This window comes from Nocardiopsis sp. RV163, assembly GCF_001029525.1.
In the GTDB taxonomy this organism is placed as follows: Bacteria; Actinomycetota; Actinomycetes; order Streptosporangiales; family Streptosporangiaceae; genus Nocardiopsis; species Nocardiopsis dassonvillei.
In genome coordinates this window covers 26,500-49,540 of record NZ_LEKI01000013.1, presented here as the reverse complement: position 1 = coordinate 49,540, position 23,041 = coordinate 26,500, and the positions used below count along the sequence as shown (strand labels likewise).

Annotated in this window: 23 protein-coding genes; 10 read left to right on the top strand and 13 right to left on the bottom strand. The window is 72.8% G+C overall.

All coding sequences use genetic code 11. The annotated features are described in order from the left end of the window. Nucleotides 1–57: 57 nt before the first annotated feature. A complete protein-coding gene (locus tag ABD54_RS04495; RefSeq protein ID WP_047868145.1) occupies nucleotides 58–621 on the bottom strand; it encodes a hypothetical protein in 564 nt (187 codons plus the stop codon). Between the two features lie 287 nt (nucleotides 622–908). Here ABD54_RS04495 and ABD54_RS04490 point away from each other — a divergent pair, with 287 nt between their 5' ends. Continuing rightward, nucleotides 909–1,457, top strand: coding sequence for a hypothetical protein (locus tag ABD54_RS04490; RefSeq protein WP_047868144.1), 549 nt, complete (start codon nucleotides 909–911; stop codon nucleotides 1,455–1,457). 114 nt (nucleotides 1,458–1,571) lie between these two features. Next, the gene (locus tag ABD54_RS04485; protein ID WP_047868143.1) at nucleotides 1,572–1,931 is read left to right on the top strand and encodes an MmcQ/YjbR family DNA-binding protein; all 360 of its coding nucleotides are present in this window, start codon (nucleotides 1,572–1,574) and stop codon (nucleotides 1,929–1,931) included. Between the two features lie 52 nt (nucleotides 1,932–1,983). Here the strand turns inward: ABD54_RS04485 and ABD54_RS04480 are convergent, their stop codons facing one another. The 3 genes from ABD54_RS04480 to styA all read right to left on the bottom strand — a co-directional run bounded on the left by ABD54_RS04480 (nucleotide 1,984) and on the right by styA (nucleotide 5,051). After that, nucleotides 1,984–2,925, bottom strand: coding sequence for a VOC family protein (locus ABD54_RS04480; RefSeq protein ID WP_047868142.1), 942 nt, complete (start codon nucleotides 2,923–2,925; stop codon nucleotides 1,984–1,986). Between the two features lie 236 nt (nucleotides 2,926–3,161). Next, a complete protein-coding gene (locus tag ABD54_RS04475) occupies nucleotides 3,162–3,758 on the bottom strand; it encodes an HD domain-containing protein (protein ID WP_047868141.1) in 597 nt (198 codons plus the stop codon). 51 nt (nucleotides 3,759–3,809) lie between these two features. Further along, entirely contained in the window at nucleotides 3,810–5,051 is a 1,242-nt protein-coding gene (styA, locus tag ABD54_RS04470) for a styrene monooxygenase subunit StyA (RefSeq protein WP_047868140.1), read from the bottom strand. 368 nt (nucleotides 5,052–5,419) lie between these two features. On the opposite strand from styA, the gene ABD54_RS04465 reads away from it, so the two are divergent. Continuing rightward, complete coding sequence (locus ABD54_RS04465) at nucleotides 5,420–6,607, top strand: FUSC family protein (RefSeq protein ID WP_047868139.1); 1,188 nt, start codon at nucleotides 5,420–5,422, stop codon at nucleotides 6,605–6,607. A gap of 98 nt (nucleotides 6,608–6,705) precedes the next feature. On the opposite strand, the gene ABD54_RS04460 is transcribed toward ABD54_RS04465, so the two are convergent. Beyond that, nucleotides 6,706–6,999: a SelT/SelW/SelH family protein gene (locus ABD54_RS04460; protein ID WP_152691999.1), complete on the bottom strand. Its 294-nt coding sequence runs from the start codon at nucleotides 6,997–6,999 to the stop codon at nucleotides 6,706–6,708. A 391-nt stretch (nucleotides 7,000–7,390) separates the two neighbouring features. Between ABD54_RS04460 and ABD54_RS04455 the strand changes: the two genes are divergently transcribed. Then, nucleotides 7,391–8,392, top strand: coding sequence for a glycoside hydrolase family 11 protein (locus tag ABD54_RS04455; RefSeq protein ID WP_047868137.1), 1,002 nt, complete (start codon nucleotides 7,391–7,393; stop codon nucleotides 8,390–8,392). A gap of 105 nt (nucleotides 8,393–8,497) precedes the next feature. Here the strand turns inward: ABD54_RS04455 and ABD54_RS04450 are convergent, their stop codons facing one another. Continuing rightward, nucleotides 8,498–8,932 carry a hypothetical protein gene (locus ABD54_RS04450; RefSeq protein WP_047868136.1) on the bottom strand — a complete coding sequence of 145 codons (435 nt, stop codon included), beginning with the start codon at nucleotides 8,930–8,932 and terminating at the stop codon, nucleotides 8,498–8,500. Between the two features lie 115 nt (nucleotides 8,933–9,047). Further along, the gene (locus ABD54_RS04445; protein WP_047868135.1) at nucleotides 9,048–9,836 is read right to left on the bottom strand and encodes an SAM-dependent methyltransferase; all 789 of its coding nucleotides are present in this window, start codon (nucleotides 9,834–9,836) and stop codon (nucleotides 9,048–9,050) included. Nucleotides 9,837–10,067: 231 nt separating this feature from the next. Here ABD54_RS04445 and ABD54_RS04440 point away from each other — a divergent pair, with 231 nt between their 5' ends. After that, nucleotides 10,068–10,445 carry an ankyrin repeat domain-containing protein gene (locus ABD54_RS04440; protein ID WP_047868134.1) on the top strand — a complete coding sequence of 126 codons (378 nt, stop codon included), beginning with the start codon at nucleotides 10,068–10,070 and terminating at the stop codon, nucleotides 10,443–10,445. Nucleotides 10,446–10,630: 185 nt separating this feature from the next. Here the strand turns inward: ABD54_RS04440 and ABD54_RS04435 are convergent, their stop codons facing one another. The 3 genes from ABD54_RS04435 to ABD54_RS04425 form a co-directional block, all read right to left on the bottom strand. Then, nucleotides 10,631–12,130: a catalase gene (locus ABD54_RS04435; protein ID WP_047868133.1), complete on the bottom strand. Its 1,500-nt coding sequence runs from the start codon at nucleotides 12,128–12,130 to the stop codon at nucleotides 10,631–10,633. Between the two features lie 59 nt (nucleotides 12,131–12,189). After that, the gene (locus tag ABD54_RS04430) at nucleotides 12,190–12,609 is read right to left on the bottom strand and encodes a Fur family transcriptional regulator (RefSeq protein WP_047868132.1); all 420 of its coding nucleotides are present in this window, start codon (nucleotides 12,607–12,609) and stop codon (nucleotides 12,190–12,192) included. A 260-nt stretch (nucleotides 12,610–12,869) separates the two neighbouring features. Next, nucleotides 12,870–14,270: an acyl-CoA synthetase gene (locus tag ABD54_RS04425; protein WP_047868131.1), complete on the bottom strand. Its 1,401-nt coding sequence runs from the start codon at nucleotides 14,268–14,270 to the stop codon at nucleotides 12,870–12,872. A 326-nt stretch (nucleotides 14,271–14,596) separates the two neighbouring features. Between ABD54_RS04425 and ABD54_RS04420 the strand changes: the two genes are divergently transcribed. Further along, nucleotides 14,597–15,643, top strand: a complete 1,047-nt coding sequence (locus tag ABD54_RS04420) for a glucose 1-dehydrogenase (protein ID WP_047868130.1) — start codon at nucleotides 14,597–14,599, stop codon at nucleotides 15,641–15,643. Nucleotides 15,644–15,817: 174 nt separating this feature from the next. Here the strand turns inward: ABD54_RS04420 and ABD54_RS28815 are convergent, their stop codons facing one another. Together ABD54_RS28815 and ABD54_RS28810 are read right to left on the bottom strand one after the other, a co-directional pair. Continuing rightward, nucleotides 15,818–16,159, bottom strand: a complete 342-nt coding sequence (locus ABD54_RS28815; RefSeq protein WP_235431978.1) for a hypothetical protein — start codon at nucleotides 16,157–16,159, stop codon at nucleotides 15,818–15,820. A gap of 3 nt (nucleotides 16,160–16,162) precedes the next feature. Continuing rightward, nucleotides 16,163–16,534: an ImmA/IrrE family metallo-endopeptidase gene (locus ABD54_RS28810; protein ID WP_235431977.1), complete on the bottom strand. Its 372-nt coding sequence runs from the start codon at nucleotides 16,532–16,534 to the stop codon at nucleotides 16,163–16,165. 363 nt (nucleotides 16,535–16,897) lie between these two features. Between ABD54_RS28810 and ABD54_RS04410 the strand changes: the two genes are divergently transcribed. From ABD54_RS04410 to ABD54_RS04395, 4 genes are all read left to right on the top strand, one after another. After that, nucleotides 16,898–17,881 (top strand): serine hydrolase, encoded by a 984-nt coding sequence (locus ABD54_RS04410; RefSeq protein ID WP_047868129.1) that lies wholly within the window; start codon nucleotides 16,898–16,900, stop codon nucleotides 17,879–17,881. 149 nt (nucleotides 17,882–18,030) lie between these two features. Further along, nucleotides 18,031–18,465, top strand: coding sequence for a YchJ family protein (locus tag ABD54_RS04405; protein ID WP_047868157.1), 435 nt, complete (start codon nucleotides 18,031–18,033; stop codon nucleotides 18,463–18,465). A gap of 140 nt (nucleotides 18,466–18,605) precedes the next feature. Continuing rightward, a complete protein-coding gene (locus tag ABD54_RS04400; protein WP_047868128.1) occupies nucleotides 18,606–20,255 on the top strand; it encodes a hypothetical protein in 1,650 nt (549 codons plus the stop codon). Nucleotides 20,256–20,353: 98 nt separating this feature from the next. After that, entirely contained in the window at nucleotides 20,354–21,757 is a 1,404-nt protein-coding gene (locus tag ABD54_RS04395; RefSeq protein WP_047868127.1) for a metallophosphoesterase family protein, read from the top strand. Between the two features lie 121 nt (nucleotides 21,758–21,878). On the opposite strand, the gene ABD54_RS04390 is transcribed toward ABD54_RS04395, so the two are convergent. Further along, entirely contained in the window at nucleotides 21,879–23,021 is a 1,143-nt protein-coding gene (locus tag ABD54_RS04390; protein ID WP_047868126.1) for an epoxide hydrolase family protein, read from the bottom strand. Between the last annotated feature and the right edge of the window lie 20 nt (nucleotides 23,022–23,041).

Genomic DNA, 23,041 nt, shown 5'->3' with positions numbered 1-23,041 from the left:
TGGGGCAGAAGGTGACGCATGTGGTCCTTGCACCGGACACGGGAACTCCTCGGGGGGTCAGCGGAGGAAGGGTTGGACCAGGGCACGGAGGATCGCCGTGCTGAAGGTCAGGTCGGCCAGTTCGAGGAAGTCCAAGGCGTCTTCGGCGCCAAGGGTCCCTTCCTCGCCGAAGGGGGCGAGGCGGTCCAGGCCGTAGCGCCTCAAAGCGCCGAGGACGAAGTGCTCACCGACCATTGCGGCGAGCTCCCCGGCCTCCATGTCCATCAAATCGGCGGGGTCCTCGCTGGAGAGGACGACACTGACTGCCTGGTCGAGTAGCGCCTGCATTCCTGAGGCACGAGTCCCCGCACACAGGTCCACGGAATGAGGTCCTTTTTCGCGTATCCGCTCGGCCTGCGCCTTGGCTTGCTTCGCGGCCTTACACAGATCGGGCTCACCGAGTTTGTCGGTGATCTGCTTGAGAGTCTTCCTGGCCCTGACTCTGGCGGTGTCAAGGGGAAGTTCCCTCTGCCGGGGTTCCCGGGCTTCCGCGCGAATGCGAGCGGCCAAACCCCTGATCTCGCCGCACAGGGGGTCGAGGGTGCGCACTCGGTCACGGGTGTGCCGGTCGTCGTCGGGCACGCTGTCGCCTCCACAGAGCTGTATCTCAACGGAGGGATACCCGGGCGGAGCTGTTCAGCGCGCGCAATGTCTCATACCGGCCAAAATTGAGTGAAGAGGATTGAGTTCTGTGGAAACCGGGAATTGCCGCACAGGTCTTCCCTCGGACTGTCCTTCTTCCTGTCGCGGGAGAATCAGTGACATGGAGTTTCGCCGCTTCGCCGTGGGTCAGTCGGTCCGTCTGCCCCTGACAGGCCGTTCCGGGCTCTGACGCCTCGTCCGGAACCCCCGTGCCGGATACTGGGCCCATGGCGATCATCTACAAGGCCACTCTCACACCGGGCAAACCCGAGCTGATCGGCGCCTGGCTGGACGGTCAGCCGTGGGCCGGCCAGGGGCCCGGCGAGATCCTCGGCGCTTACCGGTTCGACGACCCGGAAGGCGAGGTCGGGGTGGAGGTGTTCCTGGTCCGGCGCGGGGACCGTCTGCTCCACCTGCCGCTGACCTACCGGGGCGCGCCCCTGCCCGGGCACGGGGACCACCTCGTCGGCACACTGGAGCACTCGGTCCTGGGAACGCGCTGGGTCTACGACGGCACCGAGGACGAGGTGTCCCTCGCCTGCTTCCGGCGGGCGCTGGAGGGCGGGCAGGAGCAGGCGGAGCTGGAGGTCTGGGAGGAGGGCCGCCGCCTGGAGAACAGGCCCCAGCAGGTCGTGGTCTCCAGGGAGCCCGGCACCGGCTCCTCACGGGGCGGGCGGGTGCTGGTCCAGCGGGTCCTGGACGGTGAGCCCGAGGGGAGCGTGCGGCTTCTCGCCCGGTGGGGCGACGAGCGGGCGGTGGTCGCGGCGCTGGCCTGAACTGCGGCTTCTTCCGCCCGCGCGGGGCTCGTCGGCGCAGGGCCCGGCCCCTGCGCCGACCGGTGGCCACCCGTCGTGTGCCGACCTGTCGGCGGAGTGTGGTTGGCTCCTCCCATGGGTGTGGAGATCGAGCGTTTCGTGCGGTTGGTGAGCGCGCTACCGGAGTGCGAGTCCAAGGACTCGGACCAGTACACGACGTTCCGCGTGCGCGGCAGGCCCTTCGGCTACCTGTGGCCGCGCACCGCCACCGTGGGGCTGAAGCAGACCCTGCTGGAGCAGACCGCGCTGGTGGCCGAGCGGCCCGAGGTGTTCGAGGTGCAGTTCACCGCGGGCGGGTTCGGCTGGGTGGTCGTCCACCTCGACGGGATCGACCTGGACGAGCTCAGCGAGCTCACCCTGGAGGCCTGGTACCTGACCGCCCCCGAGGAGCTGATCGCCGCCCCGCCGACCCCGGCTTCCCTGGTCCGGGCCTGATCCGGACCAGGGACAGGTCCCCGGTCCGGCCCCGCCGGGCGGCCACGCGCGGTCAGCGGTCCAGGAGCTCCTCGGCGCTGGTACCGGGAAGGGCGACCGTCACCTGTGTGTCCCACGGGTCGCGGAGCACCACCGATCTGCCGGTGTCGGCGTGGTCCAGCCCGTGCTCCCTCAGGCGCGCGACGAGCGCGTCGAGGTCCTGCCGCGCGGGCACGGTGATCGCCACGTCGCCCAGCCCCAGGCTCGCGGCGCGCGGACCCGCGCCCGCGCTCTGCCAGGTGTTCATCGCGACGTGGTGGTGGTAGCCGCCCGCCGAGGCGAACAGCGCGCCGGGGTAGGTGTCGACCGTGGTCTCGAACCCGATCGCGTCGACGTAGAAGGCCCTGGCGGTCCCGATGTCGCCGACCTGCAGGTGCACGTGTCCGACCTTGCCCGCCCGGTGCGGCCCCTCGGCGACGACCGCCTCGTCGAGGTGCGTGCGCAGGTAGTCGTTGGGGTCCAGGTGCAGCGTGCCCATCCGCAGCCGACCCTGGTCGTATCTCCAGGCCGACCGGTCCCGGTCGGTGTAGAGCTCGATGCCGTTGCCCTCGGGGTCGGTGAAGTAGAAGGCCTCGCTGACCAGGTGGTCTGAGGAGCCCGCGAACCGGCTGCGCGGCTCCTGCGCCGCTCGGTAGACGGTCGCGGCGAGCGTCGCCGGGGTCTCGAACAGGAACGCGGTGTGGAACAGCCCGGCCTGGCGCGGGTCGACGGCGGGCAGTCCCGGGGTGGAGACCAGCCGGACCATGGGGGTCCGGCCTCGGCCGAGCACGCGGTGCACCTCCCGGCCGTGCGCCCGTTCCTCGACGGGTTCCAGGGCGAGCGCGTTCGCGTAGTAGGAGGTCATCGACTCCAGGTCGCCCACGCGCAGGGTCACGGCGTCCATGCCCGTGTCGTCGCTCAGGTTGCGCTCGTCCGCGGACGACGCCTGCGTCGTCGACTCGGTCGCGTCGGACATGGTGGTCTCCCAGTCAGTAGGTCCGAGGGGTCTGCCGTGCCTCGGAGGTCGGGGCCGCTCTGCCCCAACAACACCATCCTAGGGAAGTTTCTTCCTTGTCAAATAAATGTCGTGCGGCTCTCCCCGCCGGTCTCACGCCGGTCCTCGGGCGACAGCGCCCGGTAAGGGGGTGCCCGTTCGCGGGCGCCGGTCCGTGAACGGGCGCCTCGTCCGCCCTGTCGGCCGACAGGCCCGGTTCAAAGCAGGGCGTGGCCGTGGGCGGCCACGAGCGGGGACAGATCGGGGACCCCGAAGCGCGTGCGCAGCTCCTTGAAGCGGGTCACCTTGTCCTCGCCGAAGCGGGCGACGGATGCTGCGTAGGAGTCGGCGGAGAAGAACACCGGCGGGTTGCGCTTGCTGTGGAACTTGTCCGCGTACATCACCAGCTCCTCCTCGGCGGACTCGGCCACGTAGTCCCCCTCCGGAACGGGAAGCCCCTGGTCGCGGATGTCCTGCCGGGTCAGCCCCACCCCGGTGTGGTGTGAGCAGAAGCGGCACAGCGCCTCGGGCAGCCCCTCCCCGGCGAGGATCTCGTGGCCGAGCACCCCGTGGCTCACGTAGCGCGCGTGGTCGAGCCGACCGGAGGAGTCGTACAGCCGGTAGACCCCGATGTCGTGCAGCAGGCACCCCGCCCGGACCAGGGCGCGGTCCAGCGCGGGGCCGGAGCGGTCGAGCAGTTGCTCGGCGACCGCGCACACGATCTCGCAGTGGGTGTGGACGAGGTCGAACGCCTCACGCGTGGGCGCGTACCCCTCGTGCAGCGCGCGGATCTCTTCGTCGCTCGGGATCACCATGCCCCGACGGTAACCGGTGCGAAGGCCGGGTGGCGCCGGAGCCGCCCCTCATCACGCGGGGGAGTGCCGGGCGATCCAGGCCGCGGTGCGCCGGGGGTCGGCCAGGTCGTCCCAGAAGCGCTCGGGGTAGTTGAACCACTCGGTGAACTCGTCGGTCAGGGAGGGGCTGCGGCCCAGTTCCCCGAGGAACTCCACGAAGTCCGCGGGCAGGGTCTCCAGGTTCTCCATGAACAGGTTGGTGGTGCGAAACGCCGACAGGACGCGGTCCTGCCGGCGCATGTCCACGTGCTCGACGAAGCGGCGGTCCAGGACGTCCTGGCGGACGATCTCCTCGGCGAGCACCCACGCGGAGTGGGAGGCGGTGTTGGCTCCCTGGCCGAGCAGGGGGTCCACGGTGACGTGCGCGTCGCCGAGGGCGAGCACGACGGTGCCGTCGTCCAGCACCGTGTGCGTGCGGCGCACCACGGGGGTCACCGCGCCCTGGAGGATGCCGCGCGGCCCGTCCAGCGGGCCGAACTCCGCCGGGTCGATCCGTTCGAAGCAGTCCGGGTAGTGCTCGCGCAGCAGCTCCAGGGCGAGGTCGCGGAAAGCCCCGGGGCCCTCCTCGTAGGGGGTGGCCGCCAGGGCCTCCAGGGCGGACCCGCGGTGGTTCTCGATGACCAGGGCCATGACGAGCCCGCCGTCGGTCCAGGTGGGGAACTCGATCATCTCGCCCGCGCCCGGGGAGACGTGGAAGGTCACCTGGGGGACGGGCCGCTGGGCGACGCCGGTGAACAGACCGGCGCACAGCGCCCTGCCGGGGCGGGCGGGGGCCGGGTGCGCGGGATCGCGCCCGAACACCTCCGCGAACGGGCCGCGTCCGGTGCACACCACGACCAGGTCGAACCGGGAGGCCAGGGAGGGCAGGTCGTCGGGGGAGAGGCGGCCGATCACGAGCTCCCCGCCGCGTTCGGCGAAGTCCTCGGTCAGCCGGGGCTGGTAGATCCGGTAGTCCACGGCCCGGCTGGGCGCGCTGAAGCGGCCCCGGAAGGCGGTGGGCTCCGGACCGGGGCCCACCCGGTACTCGTGCCCGGGGTAGCCGAACTCCCGCGCCGGCCAGTGGTCCACGCCCAGAGCGCGCTCGCGCTCCACGGTCACGGAGTGGTGGGCGACGGTGTTGAGCACCTTCGACCGCCGCTGTTCGTCCGGTGAGCGCTCGGTGAAGAGGGTGACCTCCACACCGTGCCGCAGCAGGTGCAGGCCCAGGTGCAGGCCCGCCGTCCCGGCGCCGACGATACCGATCCTCTTGCTCACGTCTCTCCCGGTGGCAGGGGTGGTTGCGGGCGAGGGCGGGGGCGTCCGGTGAGCGGTGTCCGGAGGAGGCGCGGTTTCCCTCACTGAGAGTAAGCGTACGTAACATGTGCCCGCTCGGCCAGGGGTGCGCGCCATCGGCGGGCCGGTTCGCCGCCCGGGGCCGGCCGTTTCCCGCGCGGGCTCCGTGGGCCCCGGCGGGGTGCCCGTGCCGCTGGGAGGGGAGCGGTGCGGTCGGCTCCTGCCCAAGTGACGCGCGGGGCTTTTGTTTCGCAGGGTGATCATGTGATCCTCATGGGTAGCTGTGGCGGCAGTGGCTGTGTCCACGCGGGCGTGCGGAGCCCGCCGGACCCGGAGGCGTCGGGAGGGGCATGCGGTCTCTGAGCGGCGTCGTCCGCGCCGGAGTGCGGTCGGCGGCCCGCGCGGGGTCGGCCGCGCTGGACCGCCTGTCCGCGGACGGGGGATCGGTGGTGCAGGCCACGGTCGCCGCGACCGCGGCGTGGATCATCGCGGGCGGCCTCGTCAGCGACCACTCCCCCTTCTTCGCGCCGATCGCCGCGGTCATCGCGCTCAACGCCGCGGGCGGGGAGCGTGGGACCAACGCCGTGCGGATGCTGCTCGGCGTGGTCATCGGCATCGTCGTCGGTGAACTGTCCCTGGCCGTCACCGGCGGGGGTTACGGGGCCCTGGCCGCCGCCACCTGCGCGGCGATGGCGGTCGCCGTCGCCTTCGGCGCCGCCAGGCTCGTGATCGCCCAGGCTGCGGCCGGTGCGATCCTCACCGTGGCCTTCGCCGGGACCGGCAGGCTCACCGACGCCCTCATCGGAGCTGGTGTGGCGCTCGTGGTGAGCCAGCTCCTGTTCCCCGCCCGGGTGGTCTCGCGGCTGCGCCGGGCCGAGGCGGCCGCGCTGGCCGAGATGGTCCGCCTGCTCGGCGCGACCGGCCGCGCGCTGGGTGCGGACGAGGACCCCTCCCTGTGGACGGTGGACCGCCTGGGCGCCCTGAGCAGGCCCATGGCCGACCTCAGCCGCGCACGCGAGAACAGCCACCGAGCGGTGCGCTGGTCCAGGGCGCGGTGGACCGACCCCGAGCCGTTGCGGTACGAGGACGAGCGGATCGACCGGCTCATCATCCTCGGGGAGAGCTGCCTGTCCCTCGCGCGGACCACCGCCGCCACGGAGACCGGCGAGCGCCGGCGCCTGGCGCCGGTGGTGTGCGAGATGGCCTCCGTGCTCGACGTGCTGGCCGAGGGCCTGGGAGACCGCGCGGCGCGCCAGCGGGCGGTCGACCGGGTGCTCGCCCTGGTCGGGCCCTTCGACGACGACGCGCTGGAGGACCCCGTGACCGGGGCGGCCCACCTGTACGTCCGGATGGTCGCCACCGACATCATGCTGTTCGCCGGGCTCGAACCCGAGGGAGCCGAACGGGCGCTGGCCGGAGAGGACGAACAGACGCGGGTCGCCCACCCGCCGCGCGAGCCGTGGCTGCCGTGGGCGCCCCGGGGACGTGCCCGTTCAGGACGCCGGGACCGGCGCCGCCGACCGTTCCGGCGCTCCTGAACCGTCCGGGGCGGGCAGGGGCCGTCGCCCGACCCCGGTCCCGCGGCGCTCCTGAAGGGGTCTGTTCGCGCCCGGCGCGAACCGGCCTGGCCCCGGCCCTAGCCGCCCGAGGGCAGCTCGGAGTGCCCCAAGTGGTGCTCGGGGGCGATCCGGTCCCGGATGAGGCGCTTGAGCTCGGCGGCGTCGGTGAAGGCCGCGTCCGTCCGGCGCGACCACACGCTCTCCCCGTCCAGACGCACCTCGAACACGCCGTCGGTGCCCGGGACGAGCGCGACCTCGCCGAGTTCGGCCTCGAACGTGGTCAGCAGCTCCTGCGCCATCCAGGTGGCCCGCGGGAGCCACCGGCACCGGGTGCAGTACTCGATCTCCAGCCGCGGTTCGTTGACCTCCATGACTCCCAGCATGGCACGGGCCCGTGCCCGGGAGGGAGGCCGGAGCGCGTTGTCGCGGCCCGCGCGGGAAGGCGTTGTCCACGCGGGCCGGGCTTTCGGCGCGCCCGTGGGACGGCGGCACCCCGTCCGCCGCGATCCGGAAGGCTTCCGGAAGTAAGGGCGTCCGGTCGCGGTCGCGTGATATCCCCATGCCGTTGAGCAGTGCGGATGCCGTGCTCCAGGAGAGTCCCCCGTCAAGTTGTCCGGAATATTCCGGAATTTATTGACAACGCAACAGAGCCGGACGGACACTTGCCCTGTGACGGGGATCACGGTCCCCGTCGGATCGGACCACCCCCGATCCGGTCCTCCGCACGCCTCCTGACCCCCCATCCACGAGGAGGAAGCACCCATGAACCCTTCCCCCGCACCCCCGCGGCGCCGCGGGGACGGCCGCGCCAGAACGCTCCTCGGCCGGGTCTGCGCCGTCGCGGTCGCGATGGTCACGACCCTGGCGCTGCTGCCCGGCACCGCCAGCGCGGCCATCACCACCAACCAGACCGGCACCCACAACGGCTACTTCTACTCCTTCTGGACCGACAGCCAGGGGACCGTCTCCATGGAGCTGGGCTCCGGCGGCAACTACACCACCTCATGGCGCAACACCGGCAACTTCGTCGCCGGTAAGGGCTGGCCCACCGGCGGTCGCAGGGCGGTGACCTACTCGGGCAGCTTCAACCCGTCCGGGAACTCCTACCTGACGCTCTACGGGTGGACGAGGAACCCGCTCGTGGAGTACTACATCGTCGACAACTGGGGCACCTACCGGCCCACCGGAACGTACATGGGCACGGTCACCAGCGACGGGGGCACGTACGACATCTACCGGACGATGCGCTACGACGCCCCCTCCATCGACGGCACCCAGACCTTCCCCCAGTACTGGAGCGTGCGCCAGTCCAGGCGCACGGGCGGAACCATCACCTCCGGGAACCACTTCGACGCCTGGGCCCGCGCCGGAATGAACCTGGGCAACCACGACTACATGATCATGGCCACGGAGGGCTACCAGAGCAGCGGGAGCTCCAACATCACCTTGGGCTCCGGCGGCGGTGGCGATGACGGCGGTGGCGGCGACCCCGGTGGCGGCGGCTGCACCGCTACCCTGTCCGCGGGACAGCAGTGGAGCGACCGTTACAACCTCAACGTCGCGGTCAGCGGTTCGAACGACTGGACCGTGACGATGAACGTGCCGTCCCCGGCCAGGATCAGCGCGACGTGGAACGTCGGCGCCGACTACCCCAGCTCCCAGGTGCTGACCGCCAGGCCCAACGGCAACGGCAACAACTGGGGCGTGACGATCAACCACAACGGCAACCGGACCTGGCCGACGGTCTCCTGCAACGCGAACTGACCCCGGACGCCTCCGGCATCCGCCCGTGGCGCGGCGGCCGGGGCCGCACCGCCACGGGCGGCACGTGAGGGGCCCCGGCGCCGCACCGCGCGGCGCCGGGGGCTTTCACGTGCCGTGGAAGAGGGTGAGGTCGACCGGGGGCGCGTCCGTGTACACCACGCCCGGCTCCGGCGGGACGGGCTCTCCCGACGCGGAGTCGGTGCAGTGGGCGTCGAACATCCGCGCCTCGTCGAGGGGCACCAGGGTCCGGTCGGCGACCGTCCAGCCGCGCACCAGGGTGACGGGGACGTCCGCCCCGCCGGGGAGCGTGTGGGAGATCCGGTCGGTGGGGCTGCGCAGCACCACCGCCGCGTGGCCACCGCCGGTGAGGGTCGCGCACAGCCGCTCCACCACCGCCGGATGCTCGACGTCGAAGCCCTCCTCCCGGCGTTCGACGGACGTGGCCAGCGCGTGCCGGGTGTGCAGGGTCAGGAGGTGCTTGGCGCCGGGCAGGTCGTCGAGGAGGGCGGACAGCAGGGCGGAGGCGTGTGAGGAGAGCATGCTCCGAGTATGCGCGCGCGGACACGGCCGGATCGTGTTGTCCACAGGCCTGATCGGGGCGGATCCCGGATTCTTCGGGGAGACGGGTCCGGCGCCCCCGCGCACGCGCCCGCGGTCAGGGCTTGCGCGCCACGCCGCCGTACTGGGCGACCTCCTCGGGCCCGCCCAGCTCGCTGGGCAGCGGACGCCACAGGGGCGCCGAGACCACGCCGGGCTCCAGCAGCTCCAGACCGTCGAAGAAGCGCTCGATCTCCTCGGCGGTGCGCAGGTGGATGGGCTGGCCCGCGCCCTCGTTCCACGCCTCGGCCGCCTCGACGATCTGCGGGCTCGTGCTCGTGCTGTCGCACAGGGCCAGGAAACTGCCCGACGGCAGCGCGTCCACGTAGGCGCGGGCCAGGGCGTAGGTGCTCTCGTCCGCCGGGAAGTGGCCCAGGGTGCCCATGAACGTCAACCCGATCGGCTGGGAGAAGTCCAGGTACCGGCGGGCCCGCTCCAGGAGGGGTCCGGGTTCGGTCAGGTCGGCGTCGACGTACTCCGTCGAGCCCTCGGGGCTGCTGGTGAGCAGGGCGCGGGCGTGGGTCAGCACCAGGGGGTCGTTGTCGACGTAGACCACCTTGCACTCGGGCGCGGCGGCCTGGGCGGCCTCGTGGGTGTTGTTGGCGGTGGGCAGGCCTGTGCCGATGTCCAGGAACTGGCGGACGCCCTCCTCCTCGACCAGGTGCGTGACCGAGCGGACGAGGAACTGCCGGTCGGCGCGGGCGACCTCCACGATCTCGGGGAAGGCCTGCGCGATCCGCCGGCCCAGCTCCCGGTCGACGGGGTAGTTGTCCTTGCCCTCCAGCCAGTAGTTCCACACGCGTGCGGAGTGGGGGACCGACGTGTCGACGGGGGGAGTGGCGGTCATGGCGTCCTCTCGGGGAAGTGGGTGTCGCGCTGCGATTGTGCTGGCCCGGTGGGCGCCGCCGCAACCACGAAACCCTTGCGCCACAGGGGTTTCCGGGCAGGGATTTGCGTCCTCAGCCACTCCCGCGCGCCCCCGGTCCGGCCGCGGCACCGCTCCGCCCCGGGCTCGCCGGGGCCCCGCCGCGGCCGCGTGTGCGCGTCCGGCCGGGCGCGGATGCCTAGCATGGGACCCATGAACGAACTCTCCGCAGAGCAGACGGGCCGGGTCGTCGCCCTGGCCATGGACCTCGCCCGGGAGGGGCGCACGGAGGAGCTGCTGGAGTTCCTCGACCACGGCCTTCCCGTGGACACCCGCGACCAGCAGGGCAACACCCTGGTGATGCTCGCCTCCTACCACGGCCGGGAGGCCGTGGTCCGCGCACTCGTGGACCGCGGCGCCGACGTGGACCTGCGCAACGACCGGGACCAGACTCCCGTGGCCGGCGCCCTGTTCAAGGGGGAGGAGGGCATCGTGGCGCTGCTCGTCGCCGCGGGCGCCGACCTCGACGCGGGCACGCCGAGCGCCCGCGCCGCGGCCGAGATGTTCGGCCGCTCCCACCTGCTGCCCTGATCCGCTGATCCCGATCCGGGGGCCGCGCCGTTGCGGCCCCCGGGCCCGACGGCGCCCGGCGCCCTCCGGGGATCCGGGTCCCGAAACGGGCCGAGCCGACGCGGTCGGGGCCGCGTCGGCTCGGTGGATCGGACCCGGATCCGGGGTCCTCAAGCCCTCGCCCCGGTCAGGGCTTCGGGCGTTGCTCAGACGGCGTCCGAGTTGGGGTCGGTCGCGGAGGTCTTGCCCGCCTGGAGGGCCTCGATCGCCTTGCGCACGCCCTCGCCGTAGGCCGGGTCGGCCTTGGTGCAGTTGCCGATGTGGCGCTCGACGGTGGCCTGGGAGGCGCCGTCGATGGCGCGCGCGGTGTTCTCGAACAGGCGCTGCTGCTCGTCCGCGTTCATCAGGCGGAACAGGTTGCCCGGCTGCTCGAAGTAGTTGTCGTCGTCCTCGCGGTAGTCGAACCGGTCCGCGGTCGAGCCGATGGCCTGCGACGGCTCGGCGTAGGAGGGCTGCTCCTGCCAGCGGCCGTAGGAGTTGGGCTCGATGCCGGGCACGCCGCCCTGGTTGCCGTCCACGCGCATCGTGCCGTCGCGGTGGTAGGTGTTGACCAGCTTGGCGCCGCGCGGGTAGTTCACCGGGATCTGGTGGTGGTTGACGCCCAGGCGGTAGCGGGCGGCGTCACCGTAGGAGAACAGGCGGCCCTGGAGCATGCGGTCGGGCGAGAAGCTGATGCCCGGGACCAGGTTGGCCGGGGTGAAGGCGGCCTGCTCCACGTCCGCGAAGTAGTTCTCCGGGTTGCGGTTGAGCTCGAACTCGCCGACCTCGATGAGCGGGTAGTCCTTCTTGGACCAGACCTTGGTCAGGTCGAAGGGGTGGAAGCGGTAGTCCGCCGCCTCGGCCTCGGGCATGATCTGGACGTAGAAGGTCCACTTGGGGTTCTCGCCCCGCTCGATGGCCTCGAACAGGTCGCGCTGCGCGGACTCGCGGTCCCCGGCCACGACCTGGGCGGCCTCCTGGTCCGTGAGGTTCTTGATGCCCTGCTGGGTCCGGAAGTGGAACTTGGCCCAGAAGCGCTCGCCCGCCTCGTTGATGAACGAGAAGGTGTGCGAGCCGAAGCCGTGCATGTGGCGGTAGCCGTCGGGGATGCCGCGGTCCGACATCACGATGGTGACCTGGTGCAGGGCCTCGGGGAGGTTGGTCCAGAAGTCCCAGTTGTTCTCGGCCGAGCGCATGTTGGTGCGCGGGTCGCGCTTGACGGCGCGGTTGAGGTCGGGGAACTTCAGCGGGTCGCGGAAGAAGAAGACCGGGGTGTTGTTGCCGACGACGTCCCAGTTGCCCTCCTCGGTGTAGAAGCGCAGGGCGAAGCCGCGGATGTCGCGCTCGGCGTCGGCGGCGCCGCGCTCACCGGCGACGGTGGAGAAGCGGGCGAACATCTCGGTCTGCTTGCCGACCTCGGAGAAGATCGCGGCCTTGCTGTACCGGGTGATGTCCTGGGTGACCGTGAAGGTACCGAAGGCTCCGGAGCCCTTGGCGTGCATCCGACGCTCGGGGATGACCTCGCGGTCGAAGTGCGCGAGCTTCTCCAGGAACCACAGGTCCTGAAGCAGCATCGGGCCGCGCGGTCCGGCGGTGAGGCTGTTCTGGTTGTCGGCTACCGGGGCGCCGGTGGCCGTGGTCAGCGGCTTCGTGTTGTCCTGAGACATGAATTCCTCGGTCCTAAGGTGGGATCTTTCGGTGCCGCGGTCAGGGCACCGGGCGTGTGTCAGGCCTTCTGGCAGTCGGGGCAGACGCCCCAGTAGGTGACCTCGACCTCGTCTATGGCGAAACCGTGGTCCTGTGAACCCGTCATGCAGGGCGCGGCTCCGGTGGCGCAGTCCACGTCCGCGATCGTGCCGCAGTCGCGGCAGACCACGTGGTGGTGGTTGTCGCCCACCCTGCGCTCGTAGCGCGCGGGCGACCCCTCCGGTTCGATCCGCCTGACGAGTCCGACGTCCGTCAGAGCCTTGAGCACGTCGTACACCGCTTGTGTGGACACCGCACCGAGCTGGCCGCGGACCGCCTGGAGCACGGTGCTGGCGTCGGCGTGCGGATGAGTCCCGACCGCCTCCAGGACCGCTACCCGGGGTCGGGTCACGCGTAGCGAAGCCCCCCGGAGGAGGGCCTCGGTCTCCGTCTGGTGCATGGGCTCATTGAATCACTTTTCTGGAATGATTCCAACAAAGGTGCGCCTAACCCGGCTCCGCCCCTGTCCGGCGCCCCCCGGCGGAACCGCCTCGTCGCGCGCCAGGGGGAGTGGAATGTCTTTTTTGTGATCTACGTCGTAAAAGTGCCGCTTGATCAAGCGCTCCGGCGGGGGAGAGGTGCCTATGGTCGGACAGCCCACGATCACATCCGCGTTACCCCGCACCCGACCCGGCGCGCGGGCCGCCGCCCCGCCTACGCTCAGGCGGGCGCGTCGCCCAGCAGCTTCTTCTGGATCTTGCCCATCGCGTTGCGCGGCAGCGTGTCCACCACGCGCACCTCGCGCGGGCGCTTGTGCACCGACAGGCGCTCGGCCACGAAGCCGATGACCGCCTCGGGGGAGATGCCCTCGCCCACCAGGTAGGCCACGATCCGCTGGCCGAGGTCGTCGTCGGCCTCGCCCACCACGGCGGCTTCCGCCACCCCGGGATGCCCGAGCAGCACCGCCTCGACCTCGCCCGCGCCGACCCGGTAGCCGCCGGTCTTGATCATGTCCACCGACATCCGGCCCACGATCCGGTGCCAGCCGTCCCCGTCGCGGACCGCCGCGTCGCCGGTGCGGAACCAGCCGTCCCCGGTCCACGCCGCGGCCGTGGCCTCCGGCAGCCCCAGGTAGCCCCCGAACAGGGTGGCGCCTCGGACCTGGAGCTCACCGACGCTCTCGCCGTCGGAGGCGACGGGCTCACCGTTCTCGCCGCGCAGCCGCGTCTGCAGACCCGGCAGCGCCGTCCCGACCCAGCCGGTGCGCCGGGGCGCGTCGGCGCGCGCCGCCACGGTGATCAGCGTCTCGGTCATCCCGTACCGCTCCACGGGGCTGTGGCCGCACGCCCCCCGCAGGCCGTCGGCCACCGTGCCGGGCAGCGGGGCGCTGCCCGAGACCAGCAGCCGCGCCCCGGACAGTGCGCGTGCGCTGCCGGGGTCGCGGGCGATCCGCGACCACACGGTCGGCACGCCGAAGAACAGGGTTCCGCGCCGAGCCCCCCGGGCCGCCTCGGCGTAGGCGTCGGGGGTGGGGCGGACGGTGTGCAGCAGCGGGCTGCCCACGCGCAGGGCCCCCAGCACGCCCAGGACCAGGCCGTGCACGTGGAACAGCGGCAGACCGTGCACCAGCACGTCGTCGGGCGTCCAGTCCCAGGCGTCGGCGAGCGCGTCCAGGTCGGCGGCCACGGCGCGGCGCGGGACGAGTGCGCCCTTGGGCGGTCCGGTGGTCCCGGAGGTGTACATGACCAGCGCCGTGGAGTCGGGCGGCGGTTCGGGGAGCGTGAACGAGGAGCGCTCGGCCGGGTCGACGGGGACGACGGGCAGGTCGACGTCCTCCCTGGGGGCGCCCAGCCACAGCGCGGCGCCGGAGTCGCGCACGATGTGGCGGCGCTCGGCGGTCCCCGAGTCCGCTGGGACCGGGACCACGGGCACCCCGGCCAGCAGGCCGCCGACCACCGCGACGACCGTGGACAGCGAGGCCTCGCCGTGCACGGCGACGGCGTCCGCCCCCGCCACCCGTTCGGCCACGGCGGCCGCGGCCGACCACAGCCCCTCGCGGTCCAGTCCCGCCCCGCCGGCGCTCACCGCGGTCCCCTCGCCCGCGCCCGAACCCAGCAGCACCTCGCGCCCCTTCCGGTCGTGTCCTGTCCAGTCGGCCAGTACACCACAGGAGCGGTGCGGCAGGGGCCTCGGTCCGTTCACGCCCCGGCTTGTCGGCGTTCGGCCTGGCTCGCGCCCCGGCGCGTTCGCGCCCGGCCCCGCCCCTGCCCCGGCGCGTTCGCGCCCCGCCTCGTGTGCCGGGAGCGGTGTCCGGGTAGCCGCTTGGCAGAACTCCCGGGGAGCGGGGGCGGGCGCCGGAGACCGTCCCCGGCCCCGGACCGGCGTTGCGGGTGCGCCTCGGTACACGGGGCCGGGGCCGACACGTGTGTCAGTTGAGGGGGAGAGCCATGCGTGCTCTGACAGTGGTGCCGTCGCAGGCGGGTTCGGTGCGGGTCGGCGAGGTGGAGGAGCCCGTGCCGGGCGAGGGGGACCTGCTCGTCGACGGCATCGCGCTGGGGGTCTGCGGCACCGACCGCGAGATCGCGGCCGCCGAGCACGGCGAGGCGCCGCCCGGCCACGAGCGCCTGGTCCTGGGGCACGAGTCGCTGGGCCGGGTGCGCGAGGCCCCCGACGACAGCGGCTTCTCCGCGGGTGATCTGGTGGTGGGGGTGGTGCGCAGGCCCGATCCCGTGCCGTGCGGGGCCTGTGCGCACGGGGAGTTCGACATGTGCCGCAACGGCCGGTTCACCGAGCGCGGCATCAAGCAGCTCCACGGCTACGGCTCCCAGCAGTGGACGGTGGAGGCCGACTACGCGGTCCGGCTCGACCCGTCGCTGGAGCGCGTGGGCGTGCTGCTGGAGCCGACCACGGTCGTGGCCAAGGCCTGGGACCAGATCGACCGGATCGGCGGACGCGCCTGGTTCGATCCGCGCCGTCTGCTCGTCACCGGCGCCGGGCCGATCGGTCTGCTCGCCGCCATGATCGGTGTCCAGCGCGGTCTGGACGTGCACGTGCTGGACCGGGTGGAGCACGGGGTCAAGCCCGAGCTGGTGGCCGCCCTCGGGGCGACCTACCACACCGGGGGCGTCGCCGAGGTCGCGGCCACGGGTGCGCCGGACGTGGTCATCGAGGCCACCGGCGCCTCCGGTGTCGTCCTCGACGCGATGGCCCACAACGCGGCCTACGGGATCGTGTGCCTCACCGGCCTCTCGTCGGGCGGCCGCACGATCGACGTCGACGCCGGGGAGATCAACCGCCGGCTGGTCCTGGAGAACGACGTGCTCTTCGGGTCGGTCAACGCCAACCCGCGCCACTACGAGATGGCCGCGCGGGTGCTGGCGCGGGCCGACCACGCCTGGCTGGAGCGGGTGATCACCCGGCGGCTGCCGCTGGAGCGCGCGCACGAGGCGTTCGAGCCCGGCGGTGACGACGTCAAGACCGTGATCGAGCTGTGAGCGGCCGGACTGTGAGCGTCGGCCGGGAGGTACCGGATCCGTACTGGCCGGAATCGTTGCTGGTGTGACGCAGGGGTTCTGACCTGTGGTGATCTTGTACTTATAGCGAGTCTCGACCGTCGAGACTCGCTATAAGTACAAGATCACGGCGGGGGCGGGGTCGCGGCCACGCCTCTACCGCCGCGCGCCGGGGACGACCCGGAGCACGGGCCTGTCGGCGGGGGCCGCCGTTCCCGACCCCGCGCCGGTGCGGGCGGCGATGGAGAGCCCGAACATCAGCGCGTGCAGCTCGGAGAGGGGAATGTGGAGCGCGGCGGTCACCGAGGCCGGGGTGCGGCCGGTGCCGCGCAGCAGGGCGAAGACCTCGCGCAGCACCTGTGAGGTCTCGCGGGCGACGTTGTCCGGTTCGGCCGAGCGGTAGCCCAGTTCGGCGAGCTGGCGGCAGGTGGAGCGGTACTGCCAGTCCGTGAGCAGTCCCACGTCGTGGAGCCGGTGGGCCAGGGCCATCGCCGACACCCGTCAGATCGCCTTGGCCTTGATGACCTGGTCGATCTGGGCGCCCGAGGGCATGCGGGCCACGACGTCGGCGCGGGGCATGAGGAAGGCGCTGGCGAACTGGTTGGCCTCGCGTTCGGCCCCGGGGCCGCTGGAGGGCCGTTCGTGGCCGTGCATGACAAGGTGGCCGAGTTCGTGCGCGGCGCCGAAACGGCCCCGTTCGCCGCTCTTGCCGGTGTTGAGGAGGACGTAGGGCACCGCGTCGCGCCAGAAGCTGAAGGCGTCCACCTCCCGGTGCTCGGTGTCCAGGGAGAAGACCCGGATCCCGTGCGTCTCCAGCAGGTGCACCATGTTGGGGGCCGCGGTGTCGCCCAGTTCCCAGAGCGAGCGGACCATCTCCGCGGCGGTTCCGGAAGGCGGTCGACGGCTGCCCGCACCCCGAACCGGGCCTGCGGCCCGCTCCGCGTGAACTCGTGCGGATAGTCGCCGGGACCGGGACCGGGGCCGGGGCGGGGTGCGAGAGCGGAACGTCCATCGCCGGGCGGCGGCCCCGGAGGCGTGTGCCCGTGCCACCCCGCGCCACCGCTTCGCGGGATCGGAAGGCGCCGTGTCGCTCACGCGCGGCGGAGCCCGGACACCGAGAATCGAAGGGCGCCGGTCGATCACCCCGTGCACTCGCATGTGTCCCCGGGGTGTCCGCCGACCCGTCCGCGGCCCGATCCGCCGACCCGATCCGCCGAACGAGGGAGGGCCCCTTCCATGTCCGCCGACCGCACACCCGCCGGGTACCGACGCCCGGCCCGTTCCGCCGCCGTGGTCCTCGCCGCCGCGCTCGCCGCCGGGTCGGCCGCCTCCGCACCGGCCGTCGCGGCAACGGACGCCTCCGCGCCGGGCACCGCGCAGGAGCCGATCTGCGCCTCCGAGTCCCACCCCGACGTCGCGCGGCGGCTCGACGAGGGGATCCGAGAGCGGGTGGAGGAGCGGGAGGGGGCCGTCGCAGTGGGGGTCTTCGCGCACGGCGGCGACCTCACCTGCGGACTCGACCCCGACGCGGAGTTCGACGCTGCCAGCGTCGGCAAGGTCGTCGTCCTCGGCGCGCTGCTGCGCACCGCCATGGACGAGGAGCGGGAGCTCACCGCCGAGGAGAGGGACCTGGCGACCGCCATGATCACCGTCTCGGACAACGACGCCGCCACGGAGCTGCGCAACCGGGTCGGCGCCGAGCGCATCCAGCGGTTCCTGGACCTGGCGGGCATGGACGCCACGAAACCGGACCCCGAGGGCTACGTCGGGCTGATGGGGATCACCGTCTCCGACCAGCTCACCCTGCTCCGCCTGCTGCGCACCGACAACGACGTGCTCGGCGGGGAGGAGCGCGGGTTCGCGCTCGGCCTCATGGGCGACGTCATCGGGGAACAGCGCTGGGGCGTGCCCTCGGGAGCACCGGCCGACGCCGAGGTCCACCTCAAGAACGGCTGGCTGCCCCACACCGACACCGGCCTGTGGCGGGTGCACAGCGTCGGCGGCTTCCGCGACACCCCGGTCGGCGACTACGACATCGTCGTCCTGACCGACGACAACGACGGGATGCGGTACGGGGTGGACACCGTCGAGTCCGTGGCGGCCGAGGTGCACTGCGGCCTCACCGGACAGGACGTCCGGAGCGTGACGCCGCCGACCGACCTGACACGGGAGCCCCTGTCCGACGGATCGGACGGCTCAGACGGTTCGGGCCGCGCCTGAACGCGGGCCCGGCTTCCCCGCGTGCGGTCCCCGGGGGCCGACGCCGGTCGGGGCCCGGCCCGGCTCCGGGGCCGTCCCCCGCTCCGGGGCCGTCCCGGCTCCGGGCCTGTCGTCACCGCCCGCGGGGACGGGAGGCCACAATGGAGGGCATGTCGCAGCGCAGACCCCGCCACCGCACGTCCCCGCCCCGACCCGAGGCCGACCCCGGGGCGCCCTGCCCCTGCGGCGGCCCGTCGGTCTACCGGGACTGCTGCGGCCGCCTGCACAGCGGGCGGGCCGCGGCGTCCACCGCCGAACAGCTCATGCGTTCCCGCTACAGCGCCTTCGCCGTCGGCGACCGCGACCACCTCCTGCGGACCTGGCACCCGAGCACCAGGCCGCGGCGCCTGGACCCGGACCCCGGCACCGAGTGGGTGCGCCTGGAGATCCTGTCCACCACAGGAGGCACCCCGTTCCACAACGAGGGCACGGTCGCCTTCCGCGCCTCCTACCGCGAGGGCGCCCGCGAAGAGGCGCTCGTCGAGAACAGCCGCTTCGTGCGCCACGAGGGCGCCTGGGTCTACCTGGACGCGCTCGCGGACTGAGGCTCGCCGGACCGCGCGAACGGGCGGCGGCACGCGGCGAACAGCGTCAGGTGCGGGCGAGGTCACGCTCCGTCCCCCCGGCACGATAGGAAGGGAGCGCGCAACCGACCGAACGCACCCACACGGACACGGAGCCCCACATGACTCCCCAACCTCCCGGCCCCCTCGAACAGGGCGAGGTCCTCCAGGAGCTCGCCGGGCGACTGGTCGCGGTCGTTCCCGAGGGCTGGCAGCAGCTCACCTATCTGGCCAGGGTGATCGGCGCGTACCGCGCCGACATGCTCGCCGTCCAGGAGGCGGACGGCCGGGTCCGGCAGTTGGAGGTTCCGGGCGGTGTCGGCGACCTGGTCGACACGCTCAAGCGGTCCGGGTTCCAGGAGGGCGCGGGCACCTGGCTCTCCATGGTCCTCTCGGTCCACCACTCGCACCGGTTCAACGTCGAGTACAACCACGACACCGAGCCCGACCTGCCGCCCGGGACCAGCCCGCTCGTCTACGCACAGGAACTGGAGCGCTTCCCGCGCGCGCACGACCGGATACCCGACTGGCTCGGCGCCCGGCTGGAGCAGGCGCGCGAACTGGAGCCCGAACGGACGCGCGAGGAGTTCGGCGCGGCCCTGGTGCGGGCGTGCGAGCGGGAGGGGCTGCGCGCAGTCTTCCTGCCGCCGACCCGCCTGCGCGTGTTCGACTTCGGGGGCGCGGTCCTCATGGAGGCCGACATGGGGGACACCTTCGACCAGGCCGTCATAGCCGCGCAGGAGCAGCGGACCGACCTGGCCGCCCGCTTCGCCGACTTCATGGCAGGTGCCGCGCGTGAGCGGGAGCAGGGCGCCGACGGGTCCTCCGCCGGGTCGGCCTCCACCGGTACGGGGGGCGCGGAGCCGACCGGCGCCCCCTCCGCGCCGGACCCCGACGACACGGTGGCCGTCTCCCTGGCGGAGGCCTTCGCCGAGGCCGGGGTGGACGCCGCCTTCCAGGGCGCCGACACGCTCGTCGTCACGCTGGCCGACGGCAACCACGCCAGCGCCGACATCAGCGGACTGCGCGCCGCGCTGAGCGGGGCCGCCCCCGAGCAGATCGCGCACAACACCGCCCAGTTCGCGCGCACGTCCGTCGAACAGCTCAGCCAGGCCACCGGGCAGGGCGGCGGCGACACCGACGGACGGCTCCGGGTGCGCCTCTACCCCGCGTCCGCCTTCCCCGAGGGTGTGCTGGAATCCCTCCTGACCCGCGAGGTCGCCCCCGGGCTGTGGCAGACCGTGGTCGTGGACGCCGCCGACTCGCTGAGGCCGCTGCCCCGCCAGGTGCACGAGCGCTCCGGCCGCCCCGACGCCGAGGTCTTCGCCGAGGCGGTGGCCGCCTCCGTGGCCGAGACCGTCGAGGTCAGCGAGCACGAGGTCGACGGGGCGCTCATCGTGCACATCGGCGGCCAGCACCCCTACGCGGCGGCGCACGCGCACGCCCTCGACCGCTACCTCGGCGACCTGCCGCACGGTGCGCTCGTGGCCTTCCCCGTCCCCCAAGTGCTACTGGCCCACCCCCTGGGGAAGGGCCACCCGATCGCGGCCCTGGACCACATGCGGCAGATCGCCGAGCGGTTCACCGCCGACGGCGACAAGCCCGTCAGCGCCCAGCTCTACTGGTGGCACCCCGGCTCGCGCTCGCGCGAACAGGCCACGCCGCCCGACCTGCGTCCCGTGGGGGCCAGGATCGACCACGAGAACAGGTCGGTGGAACTGCTGACCTCCGACGGGGAGTTCGGGCCCGTGCTCGACTCCCTGGCCGGGTAGCTGTCCGGGTGGACCGGGGGAGCCGTCGCACGGGCGGCTCCCCGCCGCCCCTCCGCGCCAGCGGCACCGGTCCGCCGTCAGAAAGGACAGTCCTGCCCATGCCCGACGCTCCGTCCCGCGCTCCGCGGCCCCGCCCGGCACAGTCGCGTTCCCCGAGGGACAGCTCGGCCGGGCCCGGACCGCTCCGGTCCCGCTGCGCTCCGTTCCGCGCGCTCGCGGCCCTCGGCGGCGCGGTCCTCGCGGTCGGGTTGTGCGCCTGCGCCCCCGAGGCCCCGCCCGAGCGGCCCGTCGACCGCGTCCTGCTCTCACCCACCGCCGACCCCGGCACCTCCCAGACCGTGACCTGGCGCGCCTACGGTGCGCGGGAGGCCTTCCTGGAGATCGGCCCCGAGGACGAGTCGGCGGAACCCGTCCGGGTGCGGGGACGGGCTACCGGAGGCGAGGAGGCCGGTTCCACCTTCGCGGCCACGGCCACCGGCCTGGAACCGGACACCGCCTACCGCTACCGGATCGGTGCGGACGGCGAAGGCGGTGGAGCCGCCGGAGCGGGTGGCGGTGGCGGCGGCTCGGCCGGGGCGGTGAGCGACTGGCGCACCTTCACCACCGCCGCCGAGGGGGCCGAACCCTTCAGCTTCCTGTACTTCGGCGACATCCAGAACGGCATCACCGACGAGGCCGCCCCCGTGGTCAGGGCCGGACTGGAGGCCGCGCCCGACGCCGAGCTGGCCGTGCACACCGGCGACCTCGTCGACTCCGCCGGCAGCGGCTCGGAGTGGGACGAGTGGTTCGACGCCTTCGGCCCGGCCGCCGGAAGCATGAACCACGTGGCCACGCCCGGCAACCACGAGTACGACGGCGGACTGAGCGAACACTGGGTTCCGCAGTTCCGCGGCGCGGGCAACGGCCCCGACCGGGGCGCGGACCTGGCCGGGACGGTCTACCACACCGACTACCAGGGCGTGCGGTTCGTGGTGCTCAACTCCAACTACCGCGAGGTGCCCCCGGACGAGACCGGGCGGTGGCTGGACACGCAGCGGCGGTGGCTGGAGCGGGCGCTGGCCGACAACCCCCACGAGTGGACCGTGGTCACCTTCCACCACCCGGTCTTCTCCGCCGACCCCGACCGCGACAACGGGCCGCTGCGCGAGGCGTGGTTGCCGGTGCTGGAGGAGTACGACGTGGACCTGGTCCTCCAGGGACACGACCACTCCTACACCCGAGGCAACATGAGAGAGCACCGCACCGGCGATCCCGGCACGCACACCGGCCCGGTCTACGCGGTCGCGGTGACCGGCCCCAAGACCTACGACGCGGCCGAGGGCAACTGGACCGACCACGGCGCCGAGGTGCGCGTGCAGCGCACCGACACCCAGACCTTCCAGACGGTCTCGGTGGACGGCGACACCCTGGAGTACCGGTCCAGCACCGCCGACGGCCTGCTCGTGGACTCCTTCGCCATCGTCCGGGACGGGGACGGCAAGCGCGTCACCGACGGCTCCTGAGGCGCCGTCCCCGTCGCACGCGCCCTCGGGACGGCCGGTGCTGCCCGACCACGCCCGGGCGGGCGCCCGGAACGGTCGGCCCTTGAGCGGGTCTTCGCGGCCCGCGGGCCGCGACGCGGAGTCAGCAGACGCCGCGGAAGAAGGCGCGGATGTCCTCCGCGAGCAGCTCCGGCTCCTCCATCGCGGGGAAGTGCCCGCCCTCGGTGAACTCGCTCCAGTGACCGATCGCCTTCCGCGGGTCCACCGCGCGGCGCATGAGCGGGTGGGCGTCGAACACGGCCCATCCGGACGGCACGCCGGAGGCCGTGACCAAGTCGGTTCCGGAGTGCGCGGACTCGTAGTAGAACTGCGCGCTCGACGCGCCGCTGCGGGTGAACCAGTACAGGCTGATGTTCGTGAGGAGCTGGTCGCGGTCGACCGTCTCGTCCGGCGTCCGGTAGGCGCCGTCGGCCCCGGTCTTGAACTTCTCGGCGATCCACGCGAGCTGACCGACCGGCGAGTCGGTGAGCGCCGCGCCGATCGTGTCGGGGCGGTGGTCCTGCATCGCCAGGTAGCCGCGCTCGGCCGCGTACTCGGCTCGCACCGCCTCGACCTGGGCGGTCTCGTCATCGGACAGGCCGTCGGGGTAGGGGAACTTGTCGCCGAGCAACCCGAGCCACCGCGGGTCGCTGCCGATGTGCGTGCCGATGACGCGCTCCGGGTGGAGCGCGGCGAGGCGGCCGGTGGTGCCCGCGCCGATGTCGGTGCCGTGGGCCGCGAACCTGTCGTAGCCCAGACGCGTCATGATCTCCGCGTAGGCCTCGGTCGTCCGTGCCAGCTCCCAGCCGGTCCCCGACAGAGGGGTGGAGAACCCGAAGCCTGGCAGCGAGGGGACGACCACGTGGAACTCATCGGTCAGCAGCGGGATGAGCCGCTGGTACTCGACGAACGAGCCCGGCCAGCCGTGGTTCAGGAGCAGAGGGAGGGCCTCCGGGTTAGCCGACCGCACGTGGACGAGGTGGAACGTCTGGCCGTCGACGGCCGTCGTGAACTGTCCGTACCCGTTGAGCCCCTCCTCCTGCGCACGCCAGTCGAACCCGTCGCGCCAGTACTCGGCGAGCTCCTTCAGGTACGCCAGAGGGATGCCGCGGCTGAAATCGGTGCGGTCTTCTCGGCCCGGCACGGGGAGCGGCCAGCGCGTGTGCGCCAGCCGGTCGCGCAGGTCGTCGATGTCGGCCTGCGCGATGTCGATGCGAAACGGTGTGAGTGCGTCGTCCTCGTTCATGACACCGACGTTTTCAGGCA